Source organism: Enterobacter sp. PL_is379 (genome assembly GCF_055817355.1).
Window position 1 is genome coordinate 24327 of sequence record NZ_JBVPGT010000025.1, and the last position, 25850, is coordinate 50176.

Sequence of the window (25850 nt, forward strand, 5' to 3'; positions counted from 1 at the left end):
TTTTAAAGGCTATCACAACGCCAGCCCGCCTCTTCCCACACCAGCTCATGCGTTAATGTTAATCCTCTTAGAAAAGCCTCATCGTGTGATACCACCAGCAGAGCCCCGGGGAAACCGGCCAGCGCGGCTTCAATGGCCTGGACCGAGGCCAGATCCAGATGGTTGGTCGGTTCATCCAGCAGCAGAAGCTGCGTGGACTCCGCGCGCCACAGCACGCAGGCCAGGGCGGCCTTAAGACGCTCGCCGCCGCTGAGCTCCGCCAGCGGGAGCATCACTTTGTCAGCCCCCAGCTGAAGCTGCGCCAGACGGGTTCGCAATACCCCCTCTTCCAGAGGCGTATGACTCAGGTTGAGATGCGTCATGACCGACTGCGAAAGATCGAGCCGGGACAGATGTTGGTCGAGATAAGCGCAGCTGGCGGATACCTTACAGGTACCCGAATGGGGGACAATCTCGCCGAGGAGGGTTTTTAACAGCGTCGATTTTCCGCAGCCGTTCGGCCCCTTTAACGCCACGCGCATCGGTCCATCCATCCGCCAGTTTAGCGGAGGAACAGGCACATGCGGCAGCACCAGATCCTCCAGCACCAGCACCTGCTTCCCCTCCGGAACCTGACTCCCCGGCAGAGTGAACATCACCGGGTTATCGTCTTCAACGCGTTCACGCGCCTTGTTAACCGCGGCGTTCAGCGCTTCATTTTGCTCGCTGTGCTGTTTTTTCCAGGAGCCGACCCGCTCCTTTGCCGCGCCTTTATATTTGACCCGCTCGAACGACGCGATATTCAGGGTATCGACGGTGCGCAATGTCTTTGCCGAACGCCGCTGGCTGTCGTCATGCTCTTTTTGCATCCGTGCCCGTGTACGCTTGCGCTCGGTTGCCGCATGTTCCAGCGCCGAGCGGGCCGCCTGCTGTTCGGCATCGCGCTGGGTTTGATAATCCGCATAATTCCCGCCGTAGCTGCGCAGACCCGAGGCGCTCAGCTCAAGGATACGGGGTACCTGAGCCAGTAACTCACGGTCATGGGAGGCCACCAGTACTCCGCCCTGATACCGACTCAACTGGTCGTAGAACCACGCCCGGCCTTGTCGATCCAGATGGTTAGTGGGTTCGTCCAGCAGCAGGAAATCCGCTTTCGCCGTAAACGCCCCACACAGCAGGGCGCGAATGCGCTCGCCGCCGCTGAGTTCAATGGCGAGCTTATCCGGATCAAACGGTGGGAGCTGCGCATTCATAAACGCCTCGCCCAGGCGCTCAGCGACATCCCAGCGGCCGTCGAGCAACGCCAGATCGTCAGGCTGGTAATCGCCGCTGTCGATGCGCTTACGCGCCTTAAAAATCGCGTCATACCCGAGCAGTTCAGCCAGCGCCGTCTGCGGCGAAATAGCGTGTTGCTGCGCCACCCAGGTATGCGAGCCAAAGCGTTCAATATGACCGGTAGCCGGTTCGTCCATCCCCGCCAGCAGACGCAGCAGACGCGTTTTCCCGCTGCCGTTGCGGCCAACCAGCGCGCACAGGGAGGGCTCCAGCGTGAGATTCAGAGGACCAAAAAGAATATCGCCCGTCGGAAACTGACAGGTGACCTGATGCAAAATAAAAGAAGGGGACTGCGCAAAATGAGCCATAAGCACTCCTGAATGAAATCAAAACATCCCCTGCCGACGCGGTAGCGTTTAGCAAGGATCGAAATTCATCAGTCGTGTTTGTTCATTTTTGGGGGGCGCTCCAGCGCGAGAAAGTTAACGGGATAAGGATAGCGGTAATGGGTTGACCATTTCAAGGTTAAATTTTGGGCGACTTATACTCCCTCTCCCTTTGGGCTGAGGGATCCCCACAAATTAATGCGAGCAGTGAACAATCCCCTCGCCCCTTTGGGGAGAGGGTTAGGGTGAGGGGGAGCATACGGCTCTGGTGGTCATTCCGTTCACTTTATGTTCCTTGCTACTCTGTAACGACAATACCCGTGAACGTGCCAGGGTGGCTCAGTCGCCACCACCCTGGCTACCCGGGCTCCCGGCGGTAAATCGCCGCTACGCGGTACCTTCGGCTTATTCCTTCCGGCTTATCGGGGACGGGCGGAGGTAACATCCCTGTAAAGCCCGCCCTCTCGGCGCATCCATGCGCCTCGCCCCGGCCTGCAGGAAACGCCTCAGCGATTTACAGCCGGACCATAGCGTCGCTGTAAGACCTCTGCCCGCAGTATGCTTTTCATTGCGGTAATTTTGCGAGTCTCTTTCCAGAAATGGTAATATCCTCAGTGGCATAGCTCAAATCTATTGCCGCCTGTCTTGATGAGCAGTAAGTTCTCTTTGCACCTGCAAAATCAGGTGCCGGGTTTAGCATCCTGGCTTATCTTATCGGCGGCACATTATGTGCAGCATGCTTTGCTACATCTCAATGGTGGGCTGAGCAGGGGCATCGAAAGATGCGCCGGTATCCGATAAGGCCGGTAATGCTAACTCTGTTCAGTCCACCACCAGCGAAGTTAGCATTTCCGGTGGTGGAAGCTTTATCACTTATCGGAGGCTGCCAATATGGCTACTACCCCAACCCAAGCTCATTCTTTATTCACCCTGCCCTTCAACCACGCCACCGACTTCACCGAACTGGCGGATAACTGCGAACGTTTTACCGACGCACTGGTAGATTGCGAAGAACCCGCCCCAAAAATGGCGCTTTACGGCAGACTTTATGCCTGTCTGAATCTTCTGCAACCCACGCTTCTGGAACCTATTCCGGACGCTTTAAAAGCCAGCCTGACCGTGAAGGAACTCCCGTCACGCGTTCCGGCTTTCGAACCCGAATGCGATCAGCTGGGGCGCTACTGTCAGGAGCTTACGCAGATGCTGATGAACGGCTCACTGCCGCGACAATCTGAAATCGTGATGGAAGATTTGCTGTGCGAGCTGGTCAGCTACTTTGCTGATACGCTGAAGGCACCGCGCTGGCTGCAGACAGACGAAGGCACAATCGCGATCGGCTAAACCTGCCGGATGGCGCTGCGCTTATCCGGCCTACAAAAGACCCATAAAAAAACCCGCCGAAGCGGGTTTTTAGCATGTGTAACAGCGGATACATTACTGCAGCAGCGAAATATCCGCTACGCGCAGGAACAGCTCGCGCAGTTTCTCGAGCATAGAGAGACGGTTAATACGCAGCTCTTTATCTTCTACGTTCACCATCACTTTCTCGAAGAAGGCGTCGATAACGTCACGCAGCTCGGCCAGCTCCACCAGCGCTTCCTGGTAGCGACCTTCCGCGAAGTAAGGCTCGAGCTTGTCGCGCAGCACCACAACCTGCATCGCCAGGGCGATCTCTTCCGGCTCTTTCAGCGTCGCGGCGTTTACGCGCTCGTTCAGCGTCTCGTCGGATTTCGCCAGAATGTTGGATACACGCTTGTTGGCCGCGGCCAGGGCAGATGCCGCTTCCAGCGTACGGAAGTGGGAAACCGCCTTCATACGCGCATCGAAATCAGCCGGACGGGTCGGACGACGCGCCAGCACCGCCTGAATGGTGTCAACAGTGTAACCTTCGTCCTGATACCAGGCGCGGAAACGACCGAGCATGAAGTCGATGACGTCATCCACCACGTTCGCGTTGGTCAGCTTGTCGCCGTACAGACGCACTGCTTCTTCGGTCAGGGTCTGCAGATCCAGGTTCAGGTTCTTCTCAACGATAATACGCAGCACGCCCAGCGCAGCACGACGCAGCGCAAACGGGTCTTTGTCGCCTTTCGGATGCTGACCGATACCAAAGATACCCGCCAGGGTGTCCATCTTATCGGCAATCGCTACAGCACAGGCAACCGGGTTGGACGGCAGTTCGTCACCCGCAAAGCGCGGCTGATACTGCTCGTTCAGGGCCACAGCCACGTCTTCCGCTTCGCCATCGTGACGCGCGTAGTGCATGCCCATGACGCCCTGGGTGTCGGTAAATTCGAACACCATGTTGGTCATCAGGTCGCACTTGGACAGCAGACCCGCACGCGTAGCGTGGTTAACGTCCGCACCAATTTCACGGGCAATCCAGCCGGACAGCTCCGCAATGCGGTCGGTCTTGTCGCGCAGCGTCCCCAGCTGCTGCTGGAACAGCACGGTCTGCAGGCGCGGCAGGTTATCTTCCAGACGCTTTTTACGGTCGGTGTTGAAGAAGAACTCGGCATCCGCCAGACGTGGACGCACGACCTTCTCGTTACCGGAGATAATCTGGATCGGATCTTTCGATTCGATGTTCGCCACGAAGATGAAGTTCGGCAGCAGCTTGCCGTCGTTGGCGTAGACCGGGAAATACTTCTGGTCACCCTTCATGGTGTACACCAGCGCTTCAGCCGGTACGGCCAGGAATTTCTCTTCAAACTTCGCGGTCAGCACAACCGGCCATTCAACCAGAGAGGTCACTTCTTCCAGCAGGCTTTCGCTCAGGTCGGCGTTACCGCCAATCTGGCGCGCCGCTTCTTCGGCGTCCGCTTTGATTTTGGCTTTACGCTGTTCGTAGTCGGCAATAACTTTACCGCGCTCCAGCAGGATTTGCGGATACTGGTCGGCATTGTCGATAGTGAACTCAGGCTCGCCCATAAAGCGGTGGCCGCGGATCACGCGATCGGACGCCACGCCCAGAATGGTGGCCGGAATAACGGTGTCGCCCAGCAGCAGGGTCACGGTGTGAACCGGACGCACGAAGTGCACGTCAGACGCGCCCCAGCGCATCAGCTTAGGAATCGGCAGCTTCGCCAGAGACATGGCAATCATGTCCGGCAGCAGCGCTTCCGCGCTTTCGCCCTTCACGTGCGCACGGTACAGCAGCCACTCGCCTTTATCCGTGGTCAGACGCTCGGCCTGATCAACGGTGATGCCGCAGCCGCGCGCCCAGCCTTCAGCCGCTTTGCTCGGTTTGCCTTCCGCGTCAAAAGCCTGGGCAATCGCCGGGCCACGTTTTTCGACTTCGCGATCCGGCTGAGACGCCGCCAGATTTGCCACTTTCAGCGCCAGACGGCGCGGTGCAGCAAACCACTCAATGTTACCGTGTGCCAGGCCAGCGTTATCCAGCTCGGCAGTCACGTTCGCAGCGAAAGATTCAGCCAGGCTGCGCAGGGCTTTTGGTGGCAGCTCTTCGGTGCCGATTTCCACCAGGAAAGTTTTCTCAAACATGGCCGCCTCTTATTTGTTTCGGTTGCACATCGGGAAGCCAAGGGCTTCACGGGACGCGTAGTAAGCTTCTGCAACGGCTTTGGTCAGGGTACGAATACGCAGGATGTAGCGCTGACGTTCAGTCACGGAGATGGCTTTGCGGGCGTCCAGCAGGTTGAAGCTGTGGGCGGCCTTCAGAATACGCTCGTAGGCAGGCAGCGGCAGCGGAGTCTCCAGCGCCAGCAGCTGCTGCGCTTCTTTCTCATACTGCTCGAAGCAGGTGAACAGGAAGTCCACGTCCGCGTATTCGAAGTTATAGGTGGATTGCTCCACTTCGTTCTGATGGAACACGTCGCCGTAGGTGGTTTTACCCAGCGGGCCGTCGCTCCAGACCAGGTCGTAAACGCTGTCTACGCCCTGAATGTACATCGCCAGACGTTCCAGACCGTAGGTGATCTCACCGGTGATCGGCTTACATTCCAGACCACCCACCTGCTGGAAGTAGGTGAACTGGGTCACTTCCATGCCGTTCAGCCACACTTCCCAACCCAGACCCCAGGCACCCAGCGTTGGGTTTTCCCAGTTATCTTCCACGAAACGGATGTCGTGGATGGTTGGATCCATACCCAGCTCTTTCAGCGACCCGAGGTACAGTTCCTGAATGTTGTCGGGTGATGGCTTAATCACCACCTGGAACTGATAGTAATGCTGCAGACGGTTCGGGTTCTCACCGTAACGACCATCGGTCGGACGACGGGAAGGCTGCACATAAGCAGTCGCCATTGGCTCTGGACCCAACGCGCGTAAGCTGGTCATCGGGTGTGAAGTGCCGGCGCCGACTTCCATGTCCAAAGGTTGAACAATGGTACAGCCCTGACGAGCCCAGTAATCCTGTAAGGTCAGGATCAGGCCCTGGAAGGTCTTGGTATCAAACTTTTGCATAGTATTTCGTGCTGGATACGTGTGGTTTTAAATGGAAGGGACCAGTATACCCGCTGGCTGCAAGATATACAGTACGAAACGGGGTTGTTTAGGGAAAATTGGGAAATAAGCCTTCCGACCAGAACGCTGACGACGTCTGGCTGTTGATTATACGAGCAGGCTAGCGCATGGAGAGGTGTAAAAACTGACCGTCCGCATCAAACGAGCAGACAAAGCCCTCTTTGCGCGACGTATGGCCCCGCAGCTCATAGCTGCCCTGAAAACGTTCGAAGCCGGTAACGTCAATTTTCTGCACGTCCGAGTTATAGCGGCGAGCGGCCCGATCTTTACAGAGCGCTTCCATATTCAGTGAACGTTCCGGGCTCATTTTACCCTGCTGCGCTTTTTGCACAGGGGCTTCCTGTGGCGCACTGCATCCCGCCAGGATCAACAGCAGAAAGAGTGACGCCACACGCTTCATCATCATTTTTATTACCGCCCTGGTCAGTGGCTGTTATTTTTAGTATCAACGCTTTTATAGATTATGGTCCGGCATTCTGCGAATCTCGTGGCCTCCCGACAAGCCTGCGGAATAAAACTCAGAATTTTCCAAACGAAGACATTTGGACAATGGGAGTCACACTCAATTTACAGGGAATACGAGGAACTGATGCAGTCAAAAATTAACTGGATTGATAACCTGCGAGGAATAGCCTGTCTGATGGTGGTCATGATCCACACGACGACCTGGTATGTCACGAATGCGCACAGCATCAGCCCCGTTAACTGGGATATCGCCAATATTCTCAACTCTGCGTCACGCGTCAGCGTGCCGCTGTTCTTTATGATTTCCGGCTTTCTCTTTTTTGGCGAACGCAGCGCGCAGCCGAGGCACTTCATTCGCATCGCGGCCTGCCTGGGGTTCTACAGTGCCGTTGCCTTGCTCTATATCACTCTGTTCACCTCAATAAACGCCGGACTATCGCTGAAATACGTGCTGCAAAAACCGGTGTTCTACCACCTGTGGTTCTTCTTCGCCATTATCGTTATCTATCTGGTCTCCCCGCTCATCCAGGTAAAAAACGTCAGCGGTAAAATGCTGCTGGCCCTGATGGTGGTGGCTGGCATTATTGCCAACCCGAATACGCTCTCACAGAAAATCGACGGATTTGAGTGGCTGCCGGTCAATCTCTATATCAACGGCGATACTTTTTACTACGTGCTTTACGGCATGCTGGGGCGTGCCATCGGGATGATGGATACGCAAAAACGCGGTCTGAACTGGCTCTGCGGGGCGCTGTTTATCGCTGGGGTGGCGGTGATTTCACGCGGGACGCTGCACGAGCTGCAGTGGCGCGGCAATTTTGCCGATACCTGGTATCTGTATTGCGGGCCGATGGTCTTTATCTGTGCCGTCTCGCTGCTCACGCTCGCCAAAAACACCCTGAACGCGCGTCCCCTGCCCGTGCTGAGTCTTATCTCGCGGCACTCTCTCGGGATTTACGGTTTTCACGCGCTGGTGATCCACGCGCTGCGCACGAGAGGTATTGAGCTAAAAAGCTGGCCGGCGCTGGATATCGTCTGGATTTTTGCCGCCACGCTGGCGATCAGCCTGCTGCTGTCGATGCTGCTGCAAAAAATCGACGCTCGCCGCTTCGTCAGCTAATGCTTCGCTGTCGGGCGCGATGGTACTGGCGCGGGGAGGAAAACCCTGCCGCCAGTGAAGCCTGCTCCACGCCGCGCCCCTGCAATAGCCATTGCTCCGCCACCGCCAGACGCAGCTGCTCCAGATAATCGCGAACGCTAATGCCTAAATGTGACTGGAAAAGCCGGGTGAGATGACGCGGGCTGACGTGCGCCAGTGCGGCAATGTCAGGCAAACTCCACGTTTTTTGCGGCTCGGCGGTGAGCGCATCCTGCGCCCGATGAATCGCCGGATGAAGATGATTGCGGTAGCGTAGCCACGGAGATAGCTGGGGATCGTCACCGGAACGGCGGAACCAGACCACCATCTCGCGCGCCACGGCCAGCGCCTTTTCGGGACCGCACAGGCGGTTAATCATATGCAGCGTCAGATCGATGCCCGACGTGATCCCCGCGCTGGTCCAGATGTTCTCGTCCTGCACAAAGATGCGGTTTTCTTTAATCGTCGCCGTGGGAGCTGCGGTGCGTAAACGGCTGATAACGTCATGGTGGGTGGTGCACTGCCGATTGTTTAGCAGGCCCGACTTCGCCGCCAGTAAGGCTCCGGAACAGACGCACATCACCGTGATATCCCGGCGCTGAATGACCGGCTGCAGGCGCATCAGCCAGTGCTGGATCTGTAACGCCTGTGGTGTCGAAAACTGAGTTCGGGAGTCGCTCACGCCGGGCAATACCAGCAGGCTCCCCTCAGGAAGCCTTTCCGGTAACGGCTGGATGCCGCTCATCGTCAGGCCTATCGACGTCGGAACCTCCGGTTGCGGGCCGATGTAATGCAGACGAAACGCGTCGCCAGCCAGCACAAAGGTCTCTGCCGGGCCGGTCATGTCTAATGACAGCACACCGGGCAACATCACGAACCAAACGTCGATGCTCATTACAGGGACTCCAGCGTCTCCGCTACCGTTTTAATCTCGGCAAAACGCCCCGAAAGTACCGTCTCGGTACGGTGGCGAATGTCCGCTGCGCTCAGGGTAATGCCCCTGTACGTCATCGGAAACGTCAGTGTTGCCTCACTGACAAAGGTCACAGCATAACCCAGATCGGATGCCACCCGGGCGGTGGTTTCGCAGCATTGCTCAGTGCGAATGCCGCAGATAATCAGCTGGTTGATATCACGCTCGCGCAGCCAACGGTCAAGCCCGGTATCCGTGAAGGCATTATGGACGTGTTTCTGGAAAACCACATCCGGCTGATGACGTAAAAAGGCCATCGGTTTGACAAACCCGCTCTCCAGGGTAAAGGGACCGTCTTCATCCACATGAAAAATATCAACAACCGGAATATTGCGCGCCTGGCAGCCTTCAATCAGCCCCAGCATCGCCTGCTGAAAAGCAGGGATATCGTTTTCCTGCCAGTAATTGCGGTGGTGAAATGACTGCTGCGTATCGATATTGATTAATGCAATGCGTGACATGATGAATCTCCTTGCCAGTGGGTGTAACACCATACTGGCAAGGAAATAAAGGCACGCACAGACCAAAAAAGGACATCCTCGTGCCTCTCCCGGACAAGCGTATTTATGACATCAGCGGCAGCAGCTGCTGGTAGATTTTGCGGAACATGTCGCGCCTTTCCGCGTACCGCGCATGGCGCACCGTATCAGGTACATGCGCCTGTTCAAGGGTAAGCTGCGGCAGCAGTTGCGAAAGCGGTTGTTCCGGATGAATGGCTATTTGCGCCAGACGCGCGGCGCCGAGCGCGGGGCCAACATCCCCTCCTGTGCGGAAATCCAGCTGCAAACCGCTGATATCCGAGAGCATCTGTCGCCAGTAAGGGCTTCGCGCACCGCCGCCAATCAGGGTGACGCTCGTCGGTTTCAGGCCGCAGTCGTGCACCACGTCCATCCCGTCGGCCAGGGCATAGCCCACGCCTTCCAGAACCGCACGCGCCAGTTCTGCCGGGCCATGCTGATGGGTTAAGCCAAAGAACACCCCTTTCGCTTCCGGGTTGTTGTGCGGCGTACGTTCGCCGGAAAGATACGGTAAAAACCAGACGGTACCCGCAGCGTCATCCGCCTGCTGCGCCGCAGAAATGAGCGCCGGAACGTCGGCCATGCCGGTGAGTTTTGCCGCCCAGTCCAGGCAGGACGCCGCGCTGAGCATCACCGACATCAAATGCCATTTACCCGGAAGGGCATGACAGAAACTGTGCACAGCGCTTTCGGGATTACTGCGATATCCGTCGCTGACGGCAAAATAGACGCCAGACGTTCCCAGCGACAGCATCGCCTGGCCCGCCTCAACCATGCCGACACCGACAGCACCCGCGGCATTGTCGCCACCTCCAGCCACCACCGGTACGGCAGGCATATTCCAGCGTTCTGCAACGTCTGGCAGCAGTGCGCCCGTCACCTCGCAGCCTTCGAACAGCGCGGGCATGTGTTCACGGGTCAGATGGCAGGCATCCAGCATCGCCTCGCTCCAGTCGCGCTTCGCCACGTCGAGCCACATTGTGCCTGCGGCATCGGACATGTCGGAGGCAAAATCGCCCGTCATACGAAAGCGCAGATAGTCTTTCGGCAGCAGGACTTTCGCCACCTGACGGAAAATCTCCGGCTCGTGTCGCTGCACCCACAGCAGCTTGGGCGCGGTAAAGCCGGGCATCATCAGGTTGCCGGTAATCTCACGAGACGTGGGTACACGCGCCTCAAGAAGCGCGCACTCTTCCGCACAGCGGCCATCGTTCCAGAGAATGGCGGGTCGCAACACGCGATGCTCGCTGTCCAGCAGCGTAGCGCCGTGCATTTGTCCGGCAATCCCCAGCGCTTTCACGTCGCGCAGGCTGTGCTGCTCGCCTAAAGCTTTGATTGCGCGATCCGTCGCCTGCCACCACTGCTCCGGATCCTGTTCCGACCACAGCGGATGCGGACGTGAAACCTGCAGCGTTTCCGTCTGCGTTGCTAACACGTCGCCCTGCTCGCTTAACAGGATGGCTTTCACACCCGATGTGCCAAGATCGATCCCGATATACATTACGGTGACTCCTTTAACAGAAATGCCCGGTGGCGCTGCGCTTACCGGGCCTGGGTGCTGTTATTTATCGAACAGGTAGTGATTGACCAGATTTTCCAGCAGTTCCTGATGCCCGCTCTGGTGCTGCGGCGCCAGCTGATGTTGTTCAGCGTACTTCGCGATCTCCGCAAGTGATAACTGACCTTTCAAAATTTGCTGGCCCAGCTCACTGTTCCAGCCGCTGTAACGCTTCGCCACGCGTTTATCGAGCTCGCCGTCTTCAATCATACGTGCCGCCACTTTCAGCGCCAGCGCCATGGTGTCCATCGCGCCAATGTGGCCGTAGAACAGATCGTATTTGTCGGTGCTCTGGCGACGCACTTTGGCATCAAAGTTCAGGCCGCCGGTAGTGAAACCGCCCGCTTTGATGATTTCGTACATTACCAGCGCATTCTCTTCCACGCTGTTCGGGAACTGGTCGGTGTCCCAGCCCAGCTGCGCGTCGCCGCGGTTAGCATCGACCGAGCCGAAGATGCCCAGCGCAATCGCAGACGCGATCTCGTGGTGGAAAGAGTGGCCCGCCAGCGTGGCGTGGTTGGCTTCAATGTTCACTTTGATCTCTTTTTCCAGACCGAACTGCTTCAGGAAGCCATACACCGTCGCCACGTCGTAGTCATACTGGTGCTTCGTCGGTTCCTGCGGCTTCGGCTCAATCAGCAGCGTACCGCGGAAGCCGATTTTGTGCTTATGGTCGACAACCATCTGCATAAAGCGGCCAATCTGCTCGCGCTCCTGACGCAGATCGGTGTTGAGCAGGGTTTCATAGCCTTCACGTCCGCCCCACAGGACATAGTTTTCACCGCCCAACTGATGCGTGGCGTTCATTGCCGTCACCACCTGCGTGGCCGCCCAGCTAAACACGTCCGGATCCGGGTTGGTTGCCGCGCCCGCGCCGTAGCGAGGGTTGGTAAAGCAGTTTGCCGTGCCCCACAGCAGCTTCACGCCGCTTTGCTGCTGTTTCGCCGCCAGTACATCCACCATCTGCGCAAAATTGTTCAGATACTCTTTCAGCGATGCGCCTTCCGGTGACACGTCCACGTCATGGAAGCAGTAGTACGGCACGTTCAGCTTGTGGAAGAACTCAAACGCGACATCGGCTTTGCGTTTCGCCAGTTCAAGGGCCTCACCCGGCTGCTGCCACGGGCGGTCAAAGGAACCCACGCCGAACATATCGGCGCCGTTCCAGCAGAAGGTATGCCAGTAACAGGCGGCAAAGCGCAGATGATCTTCCATGCGCTTACCCAGCACCAGCTCATCCGGGTTGTAGTGACGAAATGCTAAAGGATTGGTCGTTTTTGGGCCTTCGTAACGAACACGATCGAGTTGGTCGAAATAAGCTTGCATATTGAGCTCCATAATCAGGGTATGCGGCGAGTCGTTGATACAGGAGTAATAGTGAATAGACATTTTGGGTTGCTCAATTACGTTATTTCACACTGCTATTGAGAGAATGCACAACTGTGCGCTGGCTCGCAAAATAATGCGCAGACAAACTATTTCTCGGCGCGTATTCCAGAATCAAATGTAATTAAGACGTTACGTATTTTAAAATCCGATCGCGGTCATAAATTCAGAAATAAACCAAATATCATAATGGGAAGATAAAAATCTGTAATTGCCAGCCCGTCTTTCCGCGTTAAAAATTTGCTGCGTCTCAGCAGTGAATGTTTCTTTTATCTCAGCAACACATACCCCTACAAAAAGGCCTAATAATTATGAAGATAAAGAACCTGACTCTAACGCTCTGCACTACGCTCCTCCTTGCAAGCTTTGCAGGACATGCCAAAGAGGTCAAAATTGGCATGGCGATTGACGACCTGCGTCTGGAGCGCTGGCAAAAAGATCGCGATATTTTTGTTAAAAAAGCAGAATCCCTCGGCGCCAGCGTGTTTGTTCAGTCGGCTAACGGCAACGAAGAAACACAAATGTCGCAGATCGAGAATATGATTAACCGTGGCGTCGATGTGCTGGTCATTATCCCCTATAACGGCCAGGTATTAAGTAACGTGGTGAAAGAAGCCAAACAGGAAGGCATAAAAGTGCTGGCCTATGACCGCATGATTAATAATGCGGACATTGATTATTATATTTCGTTCGACAATGAAAAAGTCGGGGAATTACAGGCGCAAAGCCTGATCGACAAAGTGCCTCAGGGCAATTATTTCCTGATGGGCGGCTCTCCGGTGGATAACAACGCCAAACTGTTCCGCGAAGGACAAATGAAGGTCCTTAAGCCGTATATCGACAACGGGAAAATTAAAGTGGTCGGCGATCAGTGGGCCGACGGCTGGCTGCCAGAAAACGCGCTGAAGATTATGGAAAACGCGCTGACGGCCAACAACAACAAAATTGATGCGGTTGTGGCCTCCAACGATGCCACCGCAGGCGGTGCTATCCAGGCCCTGAGTGCACAGGGGCTGGCCGGTAAAGTCGCTATTTCAGGACAGGATGCCGATCTGGCTGGCGTAAAACGCATTATCGCAGGCACCCAAACCATGACGGTCTACAAACCGATTACCGAGCTTGCCAATACGGCGGCGGAAATCGCTGTAGAGCTGGGCAACGGTAAGCAACCTAAAGCAGACGCAACGCTGAATAACGGGCTGAAAGACGTTCCGGCTCGCCTGCTCACACCGATTGAAGTCAACAAAGAGAACATTGACGCCACCGTGGTTAAAGACGGTTTCCACAAGAAGAGCGAACTGTAATCCGGCGCGGCCCCTGCTCTGCGGGGGCGCATCACGTTGTACTGTTCTTCCCTCGGGTTATGTGGAGCAGTTATGCCTTATTTACTTGAAATGAAAAGCATCACCAAACGCTTCGGCACGGTGAAAGCCGTCGACAACGTCAGCCTCCGGTTGAACCCCGGCGAAGTGATTTCGCTGTGCGGTGAGAACGGTTCGGGCAAGTCGACGCTGATGAAAGTGTTGTGCGGGATCTACCCACACGGCAGCTACGAAGGCGAAATCGTCTTTGCCGGTGAAGTTATCCAGGCGACACACATCCGCGATACCGAACGCAAAGGCATCGCCATCATCCACCAGGAGCTGGCGCTGGTGAAGCATCTCACCGTGCTGGAGAACATTTTCCTCGGGGCCGAAATTTCCCGCCACGGCGTGCTGGATTACGACACCATGACGCTCCGCTGCGAAAAGCTGCTGGCGCAGGTGAGCCTCCACATTTCACCGGATACCCGCGTGGGGGATCTGGGCCTCGGGCAACAGCAGCTGGTCGAAATCGCGAAAGCGCTCAATAAACAGGTCAGACTGCTGATCCTTGATGAGCCAACGGCCTCGCTCACCGAGCAGGAAACTGCGGTTCTGCTCAATATCATCCGCGACCTGCAAAATCACGGCATCGCCTGCATCTATATTTCGCACAAGCTGAACGAGGTTAAAGCCATTTCGGACACCATCTGCGTGATCCGCGACGGGCAGCACATCGGCACGCGTGAAGCCGCGGGCATGAGTGAGGATGACATCATCACCATGATGGTAGGACGCGAGCTGACGGCGCTCTACCCGAATGAGCCTCACACCAAAGGTGATGAAGTGCTGCGCGTGGAAAATCTGACCGCGTGGCACCCCGTTAACCGCCACATCAAGCGTGTGAATAACGTCTCGTTTTCTCTGCACAGCGGCGAAATTCTCGGTATTGCCGGGTTAGTCGGCGCCGGGCGCACGGAGGCCGTACAGTGTCTGTTTGGCGTGTGGCCGGGACGCTGGGAGGGCACGATTTATATCGACGGCCAGCCGGTGAAAATCGACAACTGCCAGCAGGCGATTGCCCGCGGCATTGCCATGGTGCCGGAAGACCGCAAAAAAGACGGCATCGTGCCGGTTATGGCGGTGGGGAAAAACATTACGCTGGCGGCGCTCGATCGCTTCTCCGGCGCGCTGAGCAGCCTGGACGATGCCGCCGAGCAGCAGTGCATCCTTCAGTCACTCACCCGGCTGAAGGTCAAAACCTCCTCACCGGAACTGGCCATTGGCCGCCTGAGCGGCGGCAACCAGCAGAAGGCGATTCTGGCGCGCTGCCTGCTTCTCAATCCACGCATATTAATCCTTGATGAGCCGACGCGCGGAATTGATATCGGTGCCAAATATGAAATCTACAAACTGATTAATCAGCTTGTACAGCAAGGGATTGCCGTCATTGTCATTTCGTCTGAGTTACCCGAAGTGCTCGGCCTGAGCGACCGTGTGCTGGTCATGCACGAGGGAAAACTGAAAGCCAACCTGATTAACCAGAACCTGACGCAGGAGCAGGTGATGGAAGCCGCTTTAAGGAGCGAACGTCATGTCGAAAAGCAACCCGTCTGATATCAAAGTCGCCGTTCCGACGCCCGGTGCGTTCGCAGGGCTAAAAGCGCTGAACCTGCAGGTTTTCGTGATGATCGCGGCGATTATCGTCATCATGCTGTTCTTTACCTGGATGACCGATGGCTCGTACTTAAGCGCGCGTAACGTCTCCAACCTGCTCCGCCAGACCGCCATCACCGGCATTCTCGCCGTGGGCATGGTGTTCGTGATTATCTCCGCGGAAATCGACCTGTCGGTTGGTTCGATGATGGGGCTCCTCGGCGGCGTGGCGGCGATTTTTGACGTCTGGCTCGGCTGGCCGCTGCCGCTGACCGTGGCGGTCACGCTGGTATTGGGGCTGGTACTGGGAGCCTGGAACGGCTGGTGGGTAGCCTACCGTAAAGTGCCGTCGTTCATCGTCACCCTGGCAGGGATGCTGGCCTTCCGCGGGATCTTAATCGGCATCACCAACGGCACTACCGTCTCCCCGACCAGTGCAGCCATGTCGCAGATTGGCCAGAGTTATCTCTCAGATAGCGTGGGTTTTACCCTCGGTGTGATTGGGTTACTGGCCTTTGTTGCGTGGCAGTGGCGTGGACGTATGCGCCGTCAGGCGCTGGGGCTGGCGTCGCCAGCATCCACGTCGGTAGTGGGACGTCAGGCGCTCACGGCGGTCATTGTGCTGGGCGCCATCTGGCTTTTAAACGACTATCGCGGTGTCCCGACCCCTGTCCTGCTGCTGGCGCTTTTACTGCTGGGCGGCATGTTTATGGCCACTCGCACCGCGTTTGGCCGCCGTATTTATGCCATTGGCGGCAACCTTGAAGCGGCCCGCCTCTCGGGTATCAATGTCGAGCGCACCAAGCTGGCGGTCTTCGCCATTAACGGCCTGATGGTCGCTATCGCCGGATTGATCCTCAGCTCGCGTCTCGGAGCCGGCTCTCCCTCCGCCGGTAACATCGCCGAGCTGGATGCTATCGCCGCCTGCGTTATTGGCGGCACCAGCCTCGCAGGGGGTATCGGTAGCGTGGCGGGTGCGGTCATGGGGGCATTTATCATGGCGTCGTTGGATAACGGGATGAGTATGATGGACGTCCCGACGTTTTGGCAGTATATCGTCAAGGGGGCCATTCTTTTACTGGCAGTCTGGATGGACTCGGCCACCAAGCGACGGGCCTGATAACCGTATTGTGACTTAATTGGGAAGTGAGCCATGTTTGAAAAGCGTCACCGCATTACGTTGTTATTCAATGCCAACAAAGCCTACGACCGTCAGGTGGTGGAAGGCGTGGGTGAATATTTGCAGGCGTCGCAATCCGAATGGGATATTTTTATTGAAGAAGATTTTCGCACCCGTCTGGAGAACATCAAAGACTGGCTGGGCGATGGCGTCATCGCGGACTATGACGATCCCGTCATCGAGCAGTTGCTGACCGACGTCGACGTCCCGATAGTGGGCGTCGGCGGCTCCTACCATTCGCCCGAACACTATCCGCCGGTCCACTATATTGCCACCGATAACCATGCCCTGGTCGAGGCCGCCTTTCTCCATTTAAAAGAGAAAGGCGTCCATCGCTTCGCGTTTTATGGTTTACCCGCCACCAGCGGCAAGCGCTGGGCTGTTGAGCGTGAGCACGCGTTTTGCCAGCTGGTCGCGCAGGAGAAGTATCGCGGCGTGGTGTATCAGGGGCTGGAGACCGCGCCGGAAAACTGGCAGCACGCGCAAAACCGCCTGGCGGACTGGCTGCAAACGCTGCCGCCGCAAACCGGTATTATTGCCGTAACGGACGCCCGCGCGCGCCACGTGCTGCAGGTCTGCGAACATTTACACATTCCGGTGCCCGAAAAACTGTGCGTGATTGGCATTGATAACGAAGAACTGACCCGCTACCTTTCCCGCGTGGCGCTCTCCTCCGTTGCCCAGGGCACGCGTCAGATGGGCTATCAGGCGGCAAAGCTGCTGCATCGCCTGCTGGATAAAGAATCTCTGCCGCTTCAGCGCCTGCTGGTGCCTCCTGTTCGCGTCGTAGAACGTCGCTCAACCGATTATCGCTCCTTAAGCGACCCGGCCGTCATTCAGGCCATGCACTATATTCGCAACCACGCCTGCAAAGGGATTAAAGTCGATCAGGTGCTGGATTCGGTGGGCATTTCGCGTTCGAATCTGGAGAAGCGGTTCAAAGAAGAGGTGGGCGAAACCATTCATGCCGTTATCCATGCTGAAAAGCTGGAGAAAGCACGCAGCCTGCTCATCTCCACGTCACTGTCGATCAACGAAATCTCGCAGATGTGCGGTTACCCGTCCCTGCAATATTTCTATTCGGTGTTCCGCAAAGAGTATGACACCACGCCGAAGGAGTATCGGGATCGCCACAGCGAGGTGCTGATTTAGAAAAGAAAACGCCTTCCAGTGGAAGGCGTTTTTTTGAGATTACATATGGGCGGCGATTAAGCGCTGGTTATCCTGGTACATGGCGAACAGATAGTTGTTATAGCTCTGTCCCTTCGTCGAATAACCTTTCAGCTTGTGGATCATCGTACTGGCCGTCACTTCCTGGTCCGCTTTACGCAGCTGAGCGCGTGATTTACGGAACGATGAGTAGGCCGGGTGCGTATTCAGATTCACTACGTAGGCGCTGACGGAATCTTTCACAGATTCAAACTGCGAATAGCCTTTCACCTTGCCAGGGGCATTGTTACAACGACCTTTCACGCACTTCATGCCGAAAAGGTTGTTGTTGCTACGCGCAAGCTTAGAAGTCCCCCAGCCGCTTTCGGCAGCAGCCATGGTCGCAACCATGCTGCCCGGGATGATATCCACACGCTCAAGAAGAGCATTCCACGGCACACGACGGGTGTTACCGTTCCAGCTCAGCTTGTAGCGCTGCGTGATATCTTTCAGACGCGCGCGCTCTGACGGCGACCAGCGGCTATCGTACTGTTTGGAGATCAGCCAGTTACGATCCGCAGTAATCGCGGCATTTTGACTCGTGATGTAAGGCATTACCGTCCGGAGAAACGCTTTTTTCCTTGGTGTTCCGGAAGGGTATTTTCGCAAATCAGGAAGTGAACTACTCTTTGCACTATTGCGAGAATACTCTTGTTTACTGCTAACCTTACTACTTGTCGTCTTTATTACGTGGGCTTTCTTACTCGTTGTATCCGTGTGCGTCTTCGCAAGCACCTCACCCGAAAATGCCGTGGTGAGTAACATGAGTATCGCAGCCCCATATCGTCGAATGGGAGTCGATATCATTAGGTCTCCTGGTCGGATGTAATCATCCCAACACCTTATTTTTTTCACAAATTTGAGAGCGGAATCTCAAATCATATCAAAAATAGACTTCAAGAGCACGTATAGAAATAGTCCAATTCCGAAACTATGTCACCTGAAACTTGCTCATAAAAACATCATTTCTGAAAATATGTGTGCGTTCTCGCAGATAACTGCCTAATTTTGCGCAAGATCACTCATCCTCACGCATCCTCCCGGCAGAAAGCGACAGGGGATGAGTTTTTCCCCTCTGCCTGCTGGCACACTGGTCAAAAATGCCGCGACAGGAAAAAGGAATGAAACGCACCGCATTAGCCTTTCTGATGTTACCCGCACTGGCATATGCCGACTGGTCATCGCCGGGGTTTAGCGCATTTAGCGCCGAAGGCACCGGAGTCTTCACCAGCCAGGCAAAGCTTGCGAAGGGTACGCGTCCTCTTACGCTGAGTTTTGACAAGACGTGCTGGCAGCCCACAGGCGCGATAAAACTCAATGAGATGCTGTCGCTCAAGCCCTGTGACGGCACACCGCCGCAGTGGCGACTTTTCCGCGACGGCGACTACCAGATGCGGATTGATACCCGCTCCGGCACGCCCACCCTGCTGCTGACGATTCAGAGTGCCGCAGAACAGCCGGTTGCAAACGTCATCCGCCAGTGTCCGAAGTGGGACGGTAAGCCGCTGACGCTGGACGTCAGCCATACCTTCCCGGAAGGCTCCGTCGTGCGCGACTACTACAGTAAACAGACGGCGACCGTACAAGATGGGAAAATCACCCTGCAGCCAGCCGCCAACAGTAACGGCCTGCTGCTGCTTGAGCGCGCCGAAACCGACAAGCCGGCACCGTTTAGCTGGCAAAACGCCACTGTCTATTTTGTACTGACCGACCGCTTTGTAAATGGCGACCCGAGCAACGACAACAGCTATGGCCGCCATAAAGACGGCATGCAGGAGATTGGCACGTTCCACGGTGGCGATCTAAAGGGGCTGACCAGCAAGCTCGATTACCTGCAGCAGTTGGGGGTGAATGCGCTCTGGATAAGCTCCCCGCTTGAGCAGATCCACGGCTGGGTAGGCGGTGGCACCAAAGGTGATTTCCCGCATTACGCCTATCACGGCTACTACACCCAGGACTGGACAACGCTCGACGCCAATATGGGAACTGAAGATGATTTACGCCAGCTTGTCGACGAAGCGCACAAGCGCGGGATCCGCGTTCTTTTCGATATCGTCATGAACCACGTTGGTTATGCCACGCTGGCAGACATGCAGGAGTATCAGTTTGGTGCCCTGTACCTGCAGGGTGACGAGCTGAAAAAGACGCTGGGAGAACGCTGGACGGACTGGACGCCTGGCGCAGGCCAGACCTGGCATAGCTTCAACGACTACATCAACTTCAGCGACAAGGCCGCATGGGAAAAATGGTGGGGCAAGAAATGGATCCGTACCGACATCGGTGATTACGATAATCCCGGCTTCGACGATTTAACGATGTCGCTGGCGTTCCTGCCCGACCTGAAAACGGAATCCACCGTCCCTTCCGGATTACCCAATTTCTATCAATACAAGCCCGATACCCACGCGAAAGCGATTCCGGGCTATACCCCGCGCGACTACCTGACCCACTGGCTCAGCCAGTGGGTCCGTGACTACGGCATCGACGGTTTCCGGGTGGATACGGCTAAACACGTTGAGCTTGCGGCCTGGCAACAGCTGAAAGACCAGGCAAGCCAGGCGCTGGCCGCCTGGAAAGGCGCGAACCCGAATAAAAAGCTCGACAACGCACCGTTCTGGATGACCGGGGAATCCTGGGGCCACGGGGTGATGCAAAGCGATTATTACCGCCACGGTTTTGATGCGATGATCAACTTTGATTATCAGGAGCAGGCGGCAAAAGCGGTGGATTGCCTGGCCGATATGGATCTCACCTGGCAGCAGATGGCGGAGAAGCTGCAAAGCTTCAACGTGCTGAGCTATCTCTCATCCCACGATACGCGCCTGTTCCGCGAAGGGGGCCAGCGCGCAGCGGAATTGCTTCTGCTGGCGCCGGGCAGCGTACAAATCTATTACGGGGATGAATCCGAGCGTCCGTTCGGGCCTACAGGCTCCGACCCGCTGCAGGGTACCCGGTCAGATATGAACTGGCAGGACGTCACGGGCAAGCAGGCCCTAACCGTCGCCCACTGGCAAACGCTGGGGCAGTTCCGCGCCCGCCATCCGGCGATCGGTGAAGGCAAACAAACCACGCTGTCGCTGAAAGAGGGGTACGGCTTCGTACGCGAGCACAAGGGCGATAAGGTGATGGTGATATGGGCAGGTAATCAATAATTATCCCCCTCACCCTAACCCTCTCCCCGCAGGGGAGAGGGAACCGTACGGCGCCGTCTTTTCCCCCTCGCCCCTTTGGGGAGAGGGCCGGGGTGAGGGGAAATCCCACCAGAACTATTCACTACCCAAATCCACTCCCGCCCTATAAAACAACAAATCCGACCACATCACCCGATTTGCACCAGCACGGTGCTAGCGTTATGGTTACCCACTTTCAAAATAAGCTCGACAGATCACCTGCTATGACGTTTTCACTTTTCGGCGACAAATTTACCCGCCATTCAGGCATTACTCGCCTGATGGAGGACCTCAACGACGGGCTGCGCACACCGGGCGCAATCATGCTCGGCGGCGGAAACCCGGCTCAAATCCCGGAGATGACGACCTATTTCCAGACGCTGCTCGCTCAGATGCTGGAAAGCGGCAAAGCAACCGATGCGCTTTGCAATTACGACGGCCCGCAGGGTAAAACCGAGCTGCTGGCACTCCTCGCCGAAATGCTGCGTGACGAGCTGGGTTGGGATATCGAACCCCAGAATATTGCACTGACAAACGGCAGCCAGAGCGCGTTTTTCTACTTGTTTAACCTGTTCGCAGGGCGTCGCGCCGACGGCACCACCAAAAAAGTACTGTTCCCGCTGGCACCGGAGTATATCGGCTACGCTGATTCAGGCCTGGAAGAGGATCTGTTCGTCTCCGCGCGCCCGAATATTGAGCTGCTGCCGGAAGGCCAGTTCAAATATCACGTCGATTTTGAACACCTGCATATTGGCGAAGAGACGGGCATGATCTGTGTATCGCGCCCGACTAACCCAACGGGCAACGTGATCACCGACGACGAACTGATGAAGCTGGATGTACTGGCAAATCAGCACGGCATCCCGCTGGTGATCGATAACGCCTACGGCGTACCGTTCCCGGGCATTATCTTCAGTGAAGCACGCCCGCTGTGGAACCCGAACATCGTCCTGTGCATGAGCCTCTCTAAGCTCGGTCTGCCGGGCAGCCGCTGCGGCATCATCATCGCTAACGAAAAAATCATCACCGCCATCACCAATATGAACGGCATTATCAGCCTTTCACCGGGCGGCATTGGCCCGGCAATGATGTGCGAAATGATCAAACGCAAGGACCTGCTGCGTCTGTCGAATGACGTGATCAAGCCTTTCTATTACCAGCGCGTTCAGGAGACGATTGCGACAATTCGCCGCTATTTGCCGGAAGAACGCTGCCTAATCCACAAACCGGAAGGGGCGATTTTCCTCTGGCTGTGGTTTAAGGATTTACCTATCACCACCGAACTGCTTTACCAGCGCCTGAAAAAGCGCGGCGTACTGATGGTGCCGGGCGATTATTTCTTCCCGGGTCTGGATAAGCCGTGGCCGCATACCCATCAGTGCATGCGCATGAACTACGTCCCCGATCCGGAAAAAATCGAAGCGGGTGTTAAAATTCTCGCCGAAGAGATCGAAAAAGCCTGGCGCGAAGGCAATTGTTAAATAATAAGGCTCTTCAAATGAAGAGCCTTATTTTTCCGTGATCTGAATCTTATATTAAGGATATATCCTGTAGCGTTTAATTTATCATCTCTCTTGAGTTTCCTTAGGAATATTCCTTTAATTTACGCTCACTAACTTTCCCGTCAATAATTAAGCATCAATTAAAGATATTAACTTATTGTTATTCTGAAATAACCACCTGCAACACCGCAAAATACCTTATCAAGTCACTTTCATGCATATTTAAAAATACTGCATATACTCACTAATACGCCGCTCGGCGTTCTTTTGCGTGGAGTATTCATATGCTACCTAATAATGTTAGTCGCATCAGCGCTATTGCTGTTGCGGTACTGCTCGCGTTCTCTCTTTCTGCCTGTAGTGGAAGCGGTGGCGGCTCTCATCACTCAACGGCCAAAAATAACCCTGCGACGGGAAGCAGCAGCGGCTCAGGTGATGGAAGTGGCTCGACCGCGAGCAATGGCGGTTCGGGCAGCAACGGCTCGGGTACCGGGACAGGCGCGGGTGGCGGAACGGGTTCTGGATCAGGATCGGGCTCTGGAGGCAATGGCAGCGGAGGAACCGGAACAGGCAACACGGGCGGTGGCGGAACCACTACCGCAGGCGCAAATACCATACTGGGTGATGCCGGTAAAACAGTAACCAGCGTCGGCTCTACGGTGGATGGTCTTGGAAGCCAGCTGCCGACAAATAATCCCGTCACGTCAACCGTTTCAACCACCGTCAGCGGTGTTGGCAGTGCTGTGTCCACCGTGGGGACAGGCGTCACGACTGGCGTTGGCGATCCAAACAACGCGAACGGTGTGGGCACAACGGTCAAAGGCGTGACCACGTCGGTCACCTCCCTTGGCAATACCGTCTCAACGGTAGGCACGGGCCTGGCGAGCTCCACTTCCGGAACACCGGTCAGCGGTGTAACCGGCCTGACGGGCAGCGTGGTCAACAGTACCGGGCAACTGGTCAGTAACACCGGCACGGGTCTCACCAACACGGTAAGCAGCCCTGCGGTCACTCAGGTAACAACAGATACCACGACCGTGGCTAACAAGACGCTGGGCGGAGTACAGGGCGTGACGCAAAGCGTGGGCACCACGACGGGTCTCGGCACACCGGTCAACGGTCTGCTGACTCAGGTGGGTAACACCGTGAGCGGCGTGGGGACCAACGTCAGCAACAGTAATAGCGGGCTTAACGGCGCGGGTCAGGTCGTCCAGAACGTCGGCCAGACGGTGACGGATAGCGGCACGCTGGTTAAACCCGCCTATTCGACAACGGGAGGAGGTTCAGGATCTCTCACAGCCAATGCAAACGTGGCGGCCACGAACAACAGTTTGGGTGCAACGGTCAATACGACCCTCAGTACCCTGACGTCGGGCGTTACGGCCACCGCAACAACACATTAACCACCGGTCAAACAGTAATCTGCTTATTGTCATTCTGCGCCCCTGGTTCAGGGGCGCTTTATACGGCGACACTCCCCCTAACCGGGAATGATGAACAGGGATAGCGCGATGAAACACCACTTCCTTTTTTCGCTGACGGGGCTGGTTGTGCTGAGCATGGCCCGCGCCGATACACTGCCCTCTATTATTAACCCTGATAACCCGGCGCAAGTTTCGCGTAACGTTGCCCCAGAACAAACTGAGGCCGTCCCACAGCCGAAAGTCAAAATAGAAAAACCGCAGTCAACGCTGACGCCTGAAACGCCCATTACCATTCATCACATTCAGTTTATTGGCGGCACGCGTTATCCCTTGCAGGAATTACTTCAGCCCTTCAGGCCTTACGCCGGAAAAACCGTGCCGCTAAAAACGCTCACCGGGCTGGTAAACGATATTACGGCGCGCTATAAGGCCGACGGTTTTCCGCTCTCCTATGCCTGGCTGCCGGATGATAATTTCCAGCAGGGCAATATTAAAATTGTTCTGGTTGAAGGGTATGTCGCTCACAGCGACATCACCAGTAATAATCCTCAAATCGCCGAGCGTCTTAAACGATTGTCAGAAAAAATCATGGCGGAAAAACCGCTGTCACAGGATACGTTCGATCGCTATAGCCAGCTGATGACCCGTACCCCTAACGTTCCGGTCACGGCCAACGCGCAGCTGCCAACCAATATCTATGGCGCGGCGGCGATGCAGATAACCGGTAATCAGGAGCGGAGCTGGAATATCGCTTCCACCATCGATACCCGTAAAGGGCAAGATTTAATGATGCTGAACGGCACGCTCAGCAACATGACAAGCTATGGCGATCAGCTTGGCGTGGCCACGCTTGTACCGTTAGATAGCAACACGCGAAAAAACTATGTCGGTCTCAACTGGCAGCAGTTTTTAAACGATGAAGGGCTGACCATGCAGCTAAAAGGCAGCTATTACCGTGAAGATCAGCGAGATTTTTCTCTCCTGCTCTCTTTGCCGAACAATATCAAAGTCGATTCGAAGCAAAAAACAACGCAATACAACGGGGGCGTGACGTTTGGCTATCCTCTGTTGCTGACGCAAAAATCACAAATTAATCTGACCGGCGGTTTTGATTACACCGACCGCCAGGATGATTATGCCCTGCAGGCCAGACTGCAGGGCAAAACCTATAGTCTGAACTCCGTCAACCAACACGCGCGTTATCCCGCGCTGGAAGTGGGCATTAATGGTGCACATCAATTCACAACCGCCAGCATCAGCGGCAGGCTCAACGTCCGTCAGGGTATTGATGCGATGGGTGCGGATATCGTCTCAGCCCCTAAACCCGATATGAATTTTACGCTCACAAAAAGCTATCTGGACGCTGCCTGGCTGTTTGCCGACAAATGGCGGCTATCAACGTCCTGGGAGGGAGACTGGTCAAATAACACGTTGCCGGAGCCCGAACGCGTTAGCTTTGGTGCCCAGCGCTTTGGCCGTGGATACCAGGACAGTGAAGCAAGCGGTGATTACGGCTATGGCGGGCAGGTAGAACTGCGCTATATCCAGATGCGAAAAGAGAGCACCTGGCTTGCCACAATCCAGCCCTACATCCTGGCCGATACCGCGCAAACCTGGTTTAACACCTCCGGTTTGCCTCATCAACGGCTCGGGTCAGTGGCGACCGGGGTGATGATAGGCGATTCGCGCCACTATAGCGTCACGGTGGAGGCGGCAAGACCCGTCGGGGATGTTCCGACAGACAGTCGCAGCAGAGACTGGCGCTACAGTCTGACGTTCACGTGGAATTTCAATAAAATGCAGTAAGCTTTTCAGCCCGAATACTGGCAGGATCAACGCAGCGCAGCGCGTGGGTTGGACAGGCCTCCACGCAGGCCGGTCCGCCTTCGCGATGCGCACATAAATCACATTTCAGCGCCTGCGCTCTATTTCCCTCCAGACGAACCTGCATCGCCCCAAACGGACAGGGCACCACACAGCTTTTGCACCCAATGCAGCGCGTCTGCTCAACGAGCCAGGTGCCCGCCGTACGGCTGATGGCATGGGTTGGGCAGACGTTAGCACAGGGCGCGTCCTCACACTGATGGCAACCTACCGCCGTAGTGTAGGCGTCCCCCTTCACCACCCGAAGGCGGGAGGTGAAAGTCTGTGCGGTGAAGTCGTCCTGATGCGCAACCGCGCAGGCCACTTCGCAGGTGCGGCATCCGATGCATTTTCCCGCATCCGCCATGATAAATCGGTTCAT

Annotated in this window: 20 protein-coding genes and 1 pseudogene; 11 read left to right on the plus strand and 10 right to left on the minus strand. The window is 56.0% G+C overall.

Going from position 1 to position 25850, the window contains the following annotated elements; translation table 11 throughout:
- Nucleotides 1-2 precede the first annotated feature (2 nt).
- The gene (locus AC0TOY_RS06855; protein ID WP_473721633.1) at nt 3-1622 is read right to left on the minus strand and encodes an ABC-F family ATP-binding cassette domain-containing protein; all 1620 of its coding nucleotides are present in this window, start codon (nt 1620-1622) and stop codon (nt 3-5) included.
- 841 nt (nt 1623-2463) lie between these two features.
- On the opposite strand from AC0TOY_RS06855, the pseudogene AC0TOY_RS06860 reads away from it, so the two are divergent.
- Together AC0TOY_RS06860 and AC0TOY_RS06865 are read left to right on the plus strand one after the other, a co-directional pair.
- A pseudogene (locus AC0TOY_RS06860) lies at nt 2464-2643 on the plus strand (hypothetical protein); the annotation flags it as partial.
- Nucleotides 2604-2981, plus strand: coding sequence for a hypothetical protein (locus AC0TOY_RS06865; RefSeq protein WP_338010673.1), 378 nt, complete (start codon nt 2604-2606; stop codon nt 2979-2981). The pseudogene AC0TOY_RS06860 and the gene AC0TOY_RS06865, both read left to right, overlap by 40 nt.
- 93 nt (nt 2982-3074) lie before the next feature.
- On the opposite strand, the gene glyS is transcribed toward AC0TOY_RS06865, so the two are convergent.
- The 3 genes from glyS to AC0TOY_RS06880 form a co-directional block, all read right to left on the minus strand.
- A complete protein-coding gene (gene glyS, locus AC0TOY_RS06870; protein ID WP_473721634.1) occupies nt 3075-5144 on the minus strand; it encodes a glycine--tRNA ligase subunit beta in 2070 nt (689 codons plus the stop codon).
- 9 nt (nt 5145-5153) lie between these two features.
- Nucleotides 5154-6065 carry a glycine--tRNA ligase subunit alpha gene (gene glyQ, locus AC0TOY_RS06875; RefSeq protein ID WP_003860141.1) on the minus strand — a complete coding sequence of 304 codons (912 nt, stop codon included), beginning with the start codon at nt 6063-6065 and terminating at the stop codon, nt 5154-5156.
- Nucleotides 6066-6225: 160 nt separating this feature from the next.
- Nucleotides 6226-6531 (minus strand): YsaB family lipoprotein, encoded by a 306-nt coding sequence (locus AC0TOY_RS06880; protein ID WP_024909071.1) that lies wholly within the window; start codon nt 6529-6531, stop codon nt 6226-6228.
- A gap of 183 nt (nt 6532-6714) precedes the next feature.
- Here AC0TOY_RS06880 and AC0TOY_RS06885 point away from each other — a divergent pair, with 183 nt between their 5' ends.
- Nucleotides 6715-7710 carry an acyltransferase gene (locus AC0TOY_RS06885; protein WP_248166148.1) on the plus strand — a complete coding sequence of 332 codons (996 nt, stop codon included), beginning with the start codon at nt 6715-6717 and terminating at the stop codon, nt 7708-7710.
- On the opposite strand, the gene AC0TOY_RS06890 is transcribed toward AC0TOY_RS06885, so the two are convergent.
- The 4 genes from AC0TOY_RS06890 to xylA form a co-directional block, all read right to left on the minus strand.
- A complete protein-coding gene (locus AC0TOY_RS06890) occupies nt 7703-8623 on the minus strand; it encodes a GlxA family transcriptional regulator (protein ID WP_048992881.1) in 921 nt (306 codons plus the stop codon). The genes AC0TOY_RS06885 and AC0TOY_RS06890 overlap by 8 nt on opposite strands.
- Nucleotides 8623-9162: an isochorismatase family protein gene (locus AC0TOY_RS06895; protein ID WP_048992879.1), complete on the minus strand. Its 540-nt coding sequence runs from the start codon at nt 9160-9162 to the stop codon at nt 8623-8625. Before AC0TOY_RS06895 ends, AC0TOY_RS06890 begins: the two co-directional genes overlap by 1 nt.
- Nucleotides 9163-9265: 103 nt before the next feature.
- Nucleotides 9266-10720, minus strand: coding sequence for a xylulokinase (gene xylB / locus AC0TOY_RS06900; RefSeq protein WP_473721635.1), 1455 nt, complete (start codon nt 10718-10720; stop codon nt 9266-9268).
- A 60-nt stretch (nt 10721-10780) separates the two neighbouring features.
- Nucleotides 10781-12103: a xylose isomerase gene (gene xylA, locus AC0TOY_RS06905; RefSeq protein ID WP_148243912.1), complete on the minus strand. Its 1323-nt coding sequence runs from the start codon at nt 12101-12103 to the stop codon at nt 10781-10783.
- A gap of 371 nt (nt 12104-12474) precedes the next feature.
- Between xylA and xylF the strand changes: the two genes are divergently transcribed.
- From xylF to xylR, 4 genes are all read left to right on the plus strand, one after another.
- Nucleotides 12475-13467, plus strand: coding sequence for a D-xylose ABC transporter substrate-binding protein (gene xylF, locus AC0TOY_RS06910; RefSeq protein WP_061716185.1), 993 nt, complete (start codon nt 12475-12477; stop codon nt 13465-13467).
- 72 nt (nt 13468-13539) lie between these two features.
- Complete coding sequence (locus AC0TOY_RS06915) at nt 13540-15081, plus strand: xylose ABC transporter ATP-binding protein (protein WP_473721636.1); 1542 nt, start codon at nt 13540-13542, stop codon at nt 15079-15081.
- A complete protein-coding gene (gene xylH / locus AC0TOY_RS06920) occupies nt 15059-16240 on the plus strand; it encodes a xylose ABC transporter permease XylH (protein ID WP_024909063.1) in 1182 nt (393 codons plus the stop codon). Before AC0TOY_RS06915 ends, xylH begins: the two co-directional genes overlap by 23 nt.
- A gap of 33 nt (nt 16241-16273) precedes the next feature.
- The gene (gene xylR, locus AC0TOY_RS06925; protein ID WP_021242460.1) at nt 16274-17452 is read left to right on the plus strand and encodes a D-xylose utilization transcriptional activator XylR; all 1179 of its coding nucleotides are present in this window, start codon (nt 16274-16276) and stop codon (nt 17450-17452) included.
- A 39-nt stretch (nt 17453-17491) separates the two neighbouring features.
- Here the strand turns inward: xylR and AC0TOY_RS06930 are convergent, their stop codons facing one another.
- Nucleotides 17492-18316, minus strand: a complete 825-nt coding sequence (locus tag AC0TOY_RS06930; RefSeq protein ID WP_032645431.1) for a protein bax — start codon at nt 18314-18316, stop codon at nt 17492-17494.
- 314 nt (nt 18317-18630) lie between these two features.
- On the opposite strand from AC0TOY_RS06930, the gene AC0TOY_RS06935 reads away from it, so the two are divergent.
- From AC0TOY_RS06935 to AC0TOY_RS06950, 4 genes are all read left to right on the plus strand, one after another.
- Nucleotides 18631-20661: an alpha-amylase gene (locus AC0TOY_RS06935; RefSeq protein ID WP_473721637.1), complete on the plus strand. Its 2031-nt coding sequence runs from the start codon at nt 18631-18633 to the stop codon at nt 20659-20661.
- 242 nt (nt 20662-20903) lie between these two features.
- Nucleotides 20904-22160 (plus strand): valine--pyruvate transaminase, encoded by a 1257-nt coding sequence (gene avtA / locus AC0TOY_RS06940; RefSeq protein ID WP_048992863.1) that lies wholly within the window; start codon nt 20904-20906, stop codon nt 22158-22160.
- A 305-nt stretch (nt 22161-22465) separates the two neighbouring features.
- Nucleotides 22466-23584, plus strand: coding sequence for a collagen-like triple helix repeat-containing protein (locus AC0TOY_RS06945; protein WP_473721638.1), 1119 nt, complete (start codon nt 22466-22468; stop codon nt 23582-23584).
- A gap of 108 nt (nt 23585-23692) precedes the next feature.
- Nucleotides 23693-25411 (plus strand): ShlB/FhaC/HecB family hemolysin secretion/activation protein, encoded by a 1719-nt coding sequence (locus AC0TOY_RS06950; RefSeq protein WP_473721639.1) that lies wholly within the window; start codon nt 23693-23695, stop codon nt 25409-25411.
- Here the strand turns inward: AC0TOY_RS06950 and AC0TOY_RS06955 are convergent.
- On the minus strand, nt 25395-25850 hold the full coding sequence (locus AC0TOY_RS06955) for a 4Fe-4S dicluster domain-containing protein (protein WP_473721640.1): 456 nt from the start codon (nt 25848-25850) through the stop codon (nt 25395-25397). The genes AC0TOY_RS06950 and AC0TOY_RS06955 overlap by 17 nt on opposite strands.

Bases quoted from the DNA above. Each gene is read 5' to 3' on its own strand.
- AC0TOY_RS06855 (WP_473721633.1), bottom strand. From the start codon at position 1,622: ATGGCTCATTTTGCGCAGTCCCCTTCTTTTATTTTGCATCAGGTCACC.
- glyS (WP_473721634.1), bottom strand. From the start codon at position 5,144: ATGTTTGAGAAAACTTTCCTGGTGGAAATCGGCACCGAAGAGCTGCCA.
- glyQ (WP_003860141.1), bottom strand. From the start codon at position 6,065: ATGCAAAAGTTTGATACCAAGACCTTCCAGGGCCTGATCCTGACCTTA.
- AC0TOY_RS06880 (WP_024909071.1), bottom strand. From the start codon at position 6,531: ATGATGATGAAGCGTGTGGCGTCACTCTTTCTGCTGTTGATCCTGGCG.
- AC0TOY_RS06885 (WP_248166148.1), top strand. From the start codon at position 6,715: ATGCAGTCAAAAATTAACTGGATTGATAACCTGCGAGGAATAGCCTGT.
- AC0TOY_RS06890 (WP_048992881.1), bottom strand. From the start codon at position 8,623: ATGAGCATCGACGTTTGGTTCGTGATGTTGCCCGGTGTGCTGTCATTA.
- AC0TOY_RS06895 (WP_048992879.1), bottom strand. From the start codon at position 9,162: ATGTCACGCATTGCATTAATCAATATCGATACGCAGCAGTCATTTCAC.
- xylB (WP_473721635.1), bottom strand. From the start codon at position 10,720: ATGTATATCGGGATCGATCTTGGCACATCGGGTGTGAAAGCCATCCTG.
- xylA (WP_148243912.1), bottom strand. From the start codon at position 12,103: ATGCAAGCTTATTTCGACCAACTCGATCGTGTTCGTTACGAAGGCCCA.
- xylF (WP_061716185.1), top strand. From the start codon at position 12,475: ATGAAGATAAAGAACCTGACTCTAACGCTCTGCACTACGCTCCTCCTT.
- AC0TOY_RS06915 (WP_473721636.1), top strand. From the start codon at position 13,540: ATGCCTTATTTACTTGAAATGAAAAGCATCACCAAACGCTTCGGCACG.
- xylH (WP_024909063.1), top strand. From the start codon at position 15,059: ATGTCGAAAAGCAACCCGTCTGATATCAAAGTCGCCGTTCCGACGCCC.
- xylR (WP_021242460.1), top strand. From the start codon at position 16,274: ATGTTTGAAAAGCGTCACCGCATTACGTTGTTATTCAATGCCAACAAA.
- AC0TOY_RS06930 (WP_032645431.1), bottom strand. From the start codon at position 18,316: ATGATATCGACTCCCATTCGACGATATGGGGCTGCGATACTCATGTTA.
- AC0TOY_RS06935 (WP_473721637.1), top strand. From the start codon at position 18,631: ATGAAACGCACCGCATTAGCCTTTCTGATGTTACCCGCACTGGCATAT.
- avtA (WP_048992863.1), top strand. From the start codon at position 20,904: ATGACGTTTTCACTTTTCGGCGACAAATTTACCCGCCATTCAGGCATT.
- AC0TOY_RS06945 (WP_473721638.1), top strand. From the start codon at position 22,466: ATGCTACCTAATAATGTTAGTCGCATCAGCGCTATTGCTGTTGCGGTA.
- AC0TOY_RS06950 (WP_473721639.1), top strand. From the start codon at position 23,693: ATGAAACACCACTTCCTTTTTTCGCTGACGGGGCTGGTTGTGCTGAGC.
- AC0TOY_RS06955 (WP_473721640.1), bottom strand. From the start codon at position 25,850: ATGAACCGATTTATCATGGCGGATGCGGGAAAATGCATCGGATGCCGC.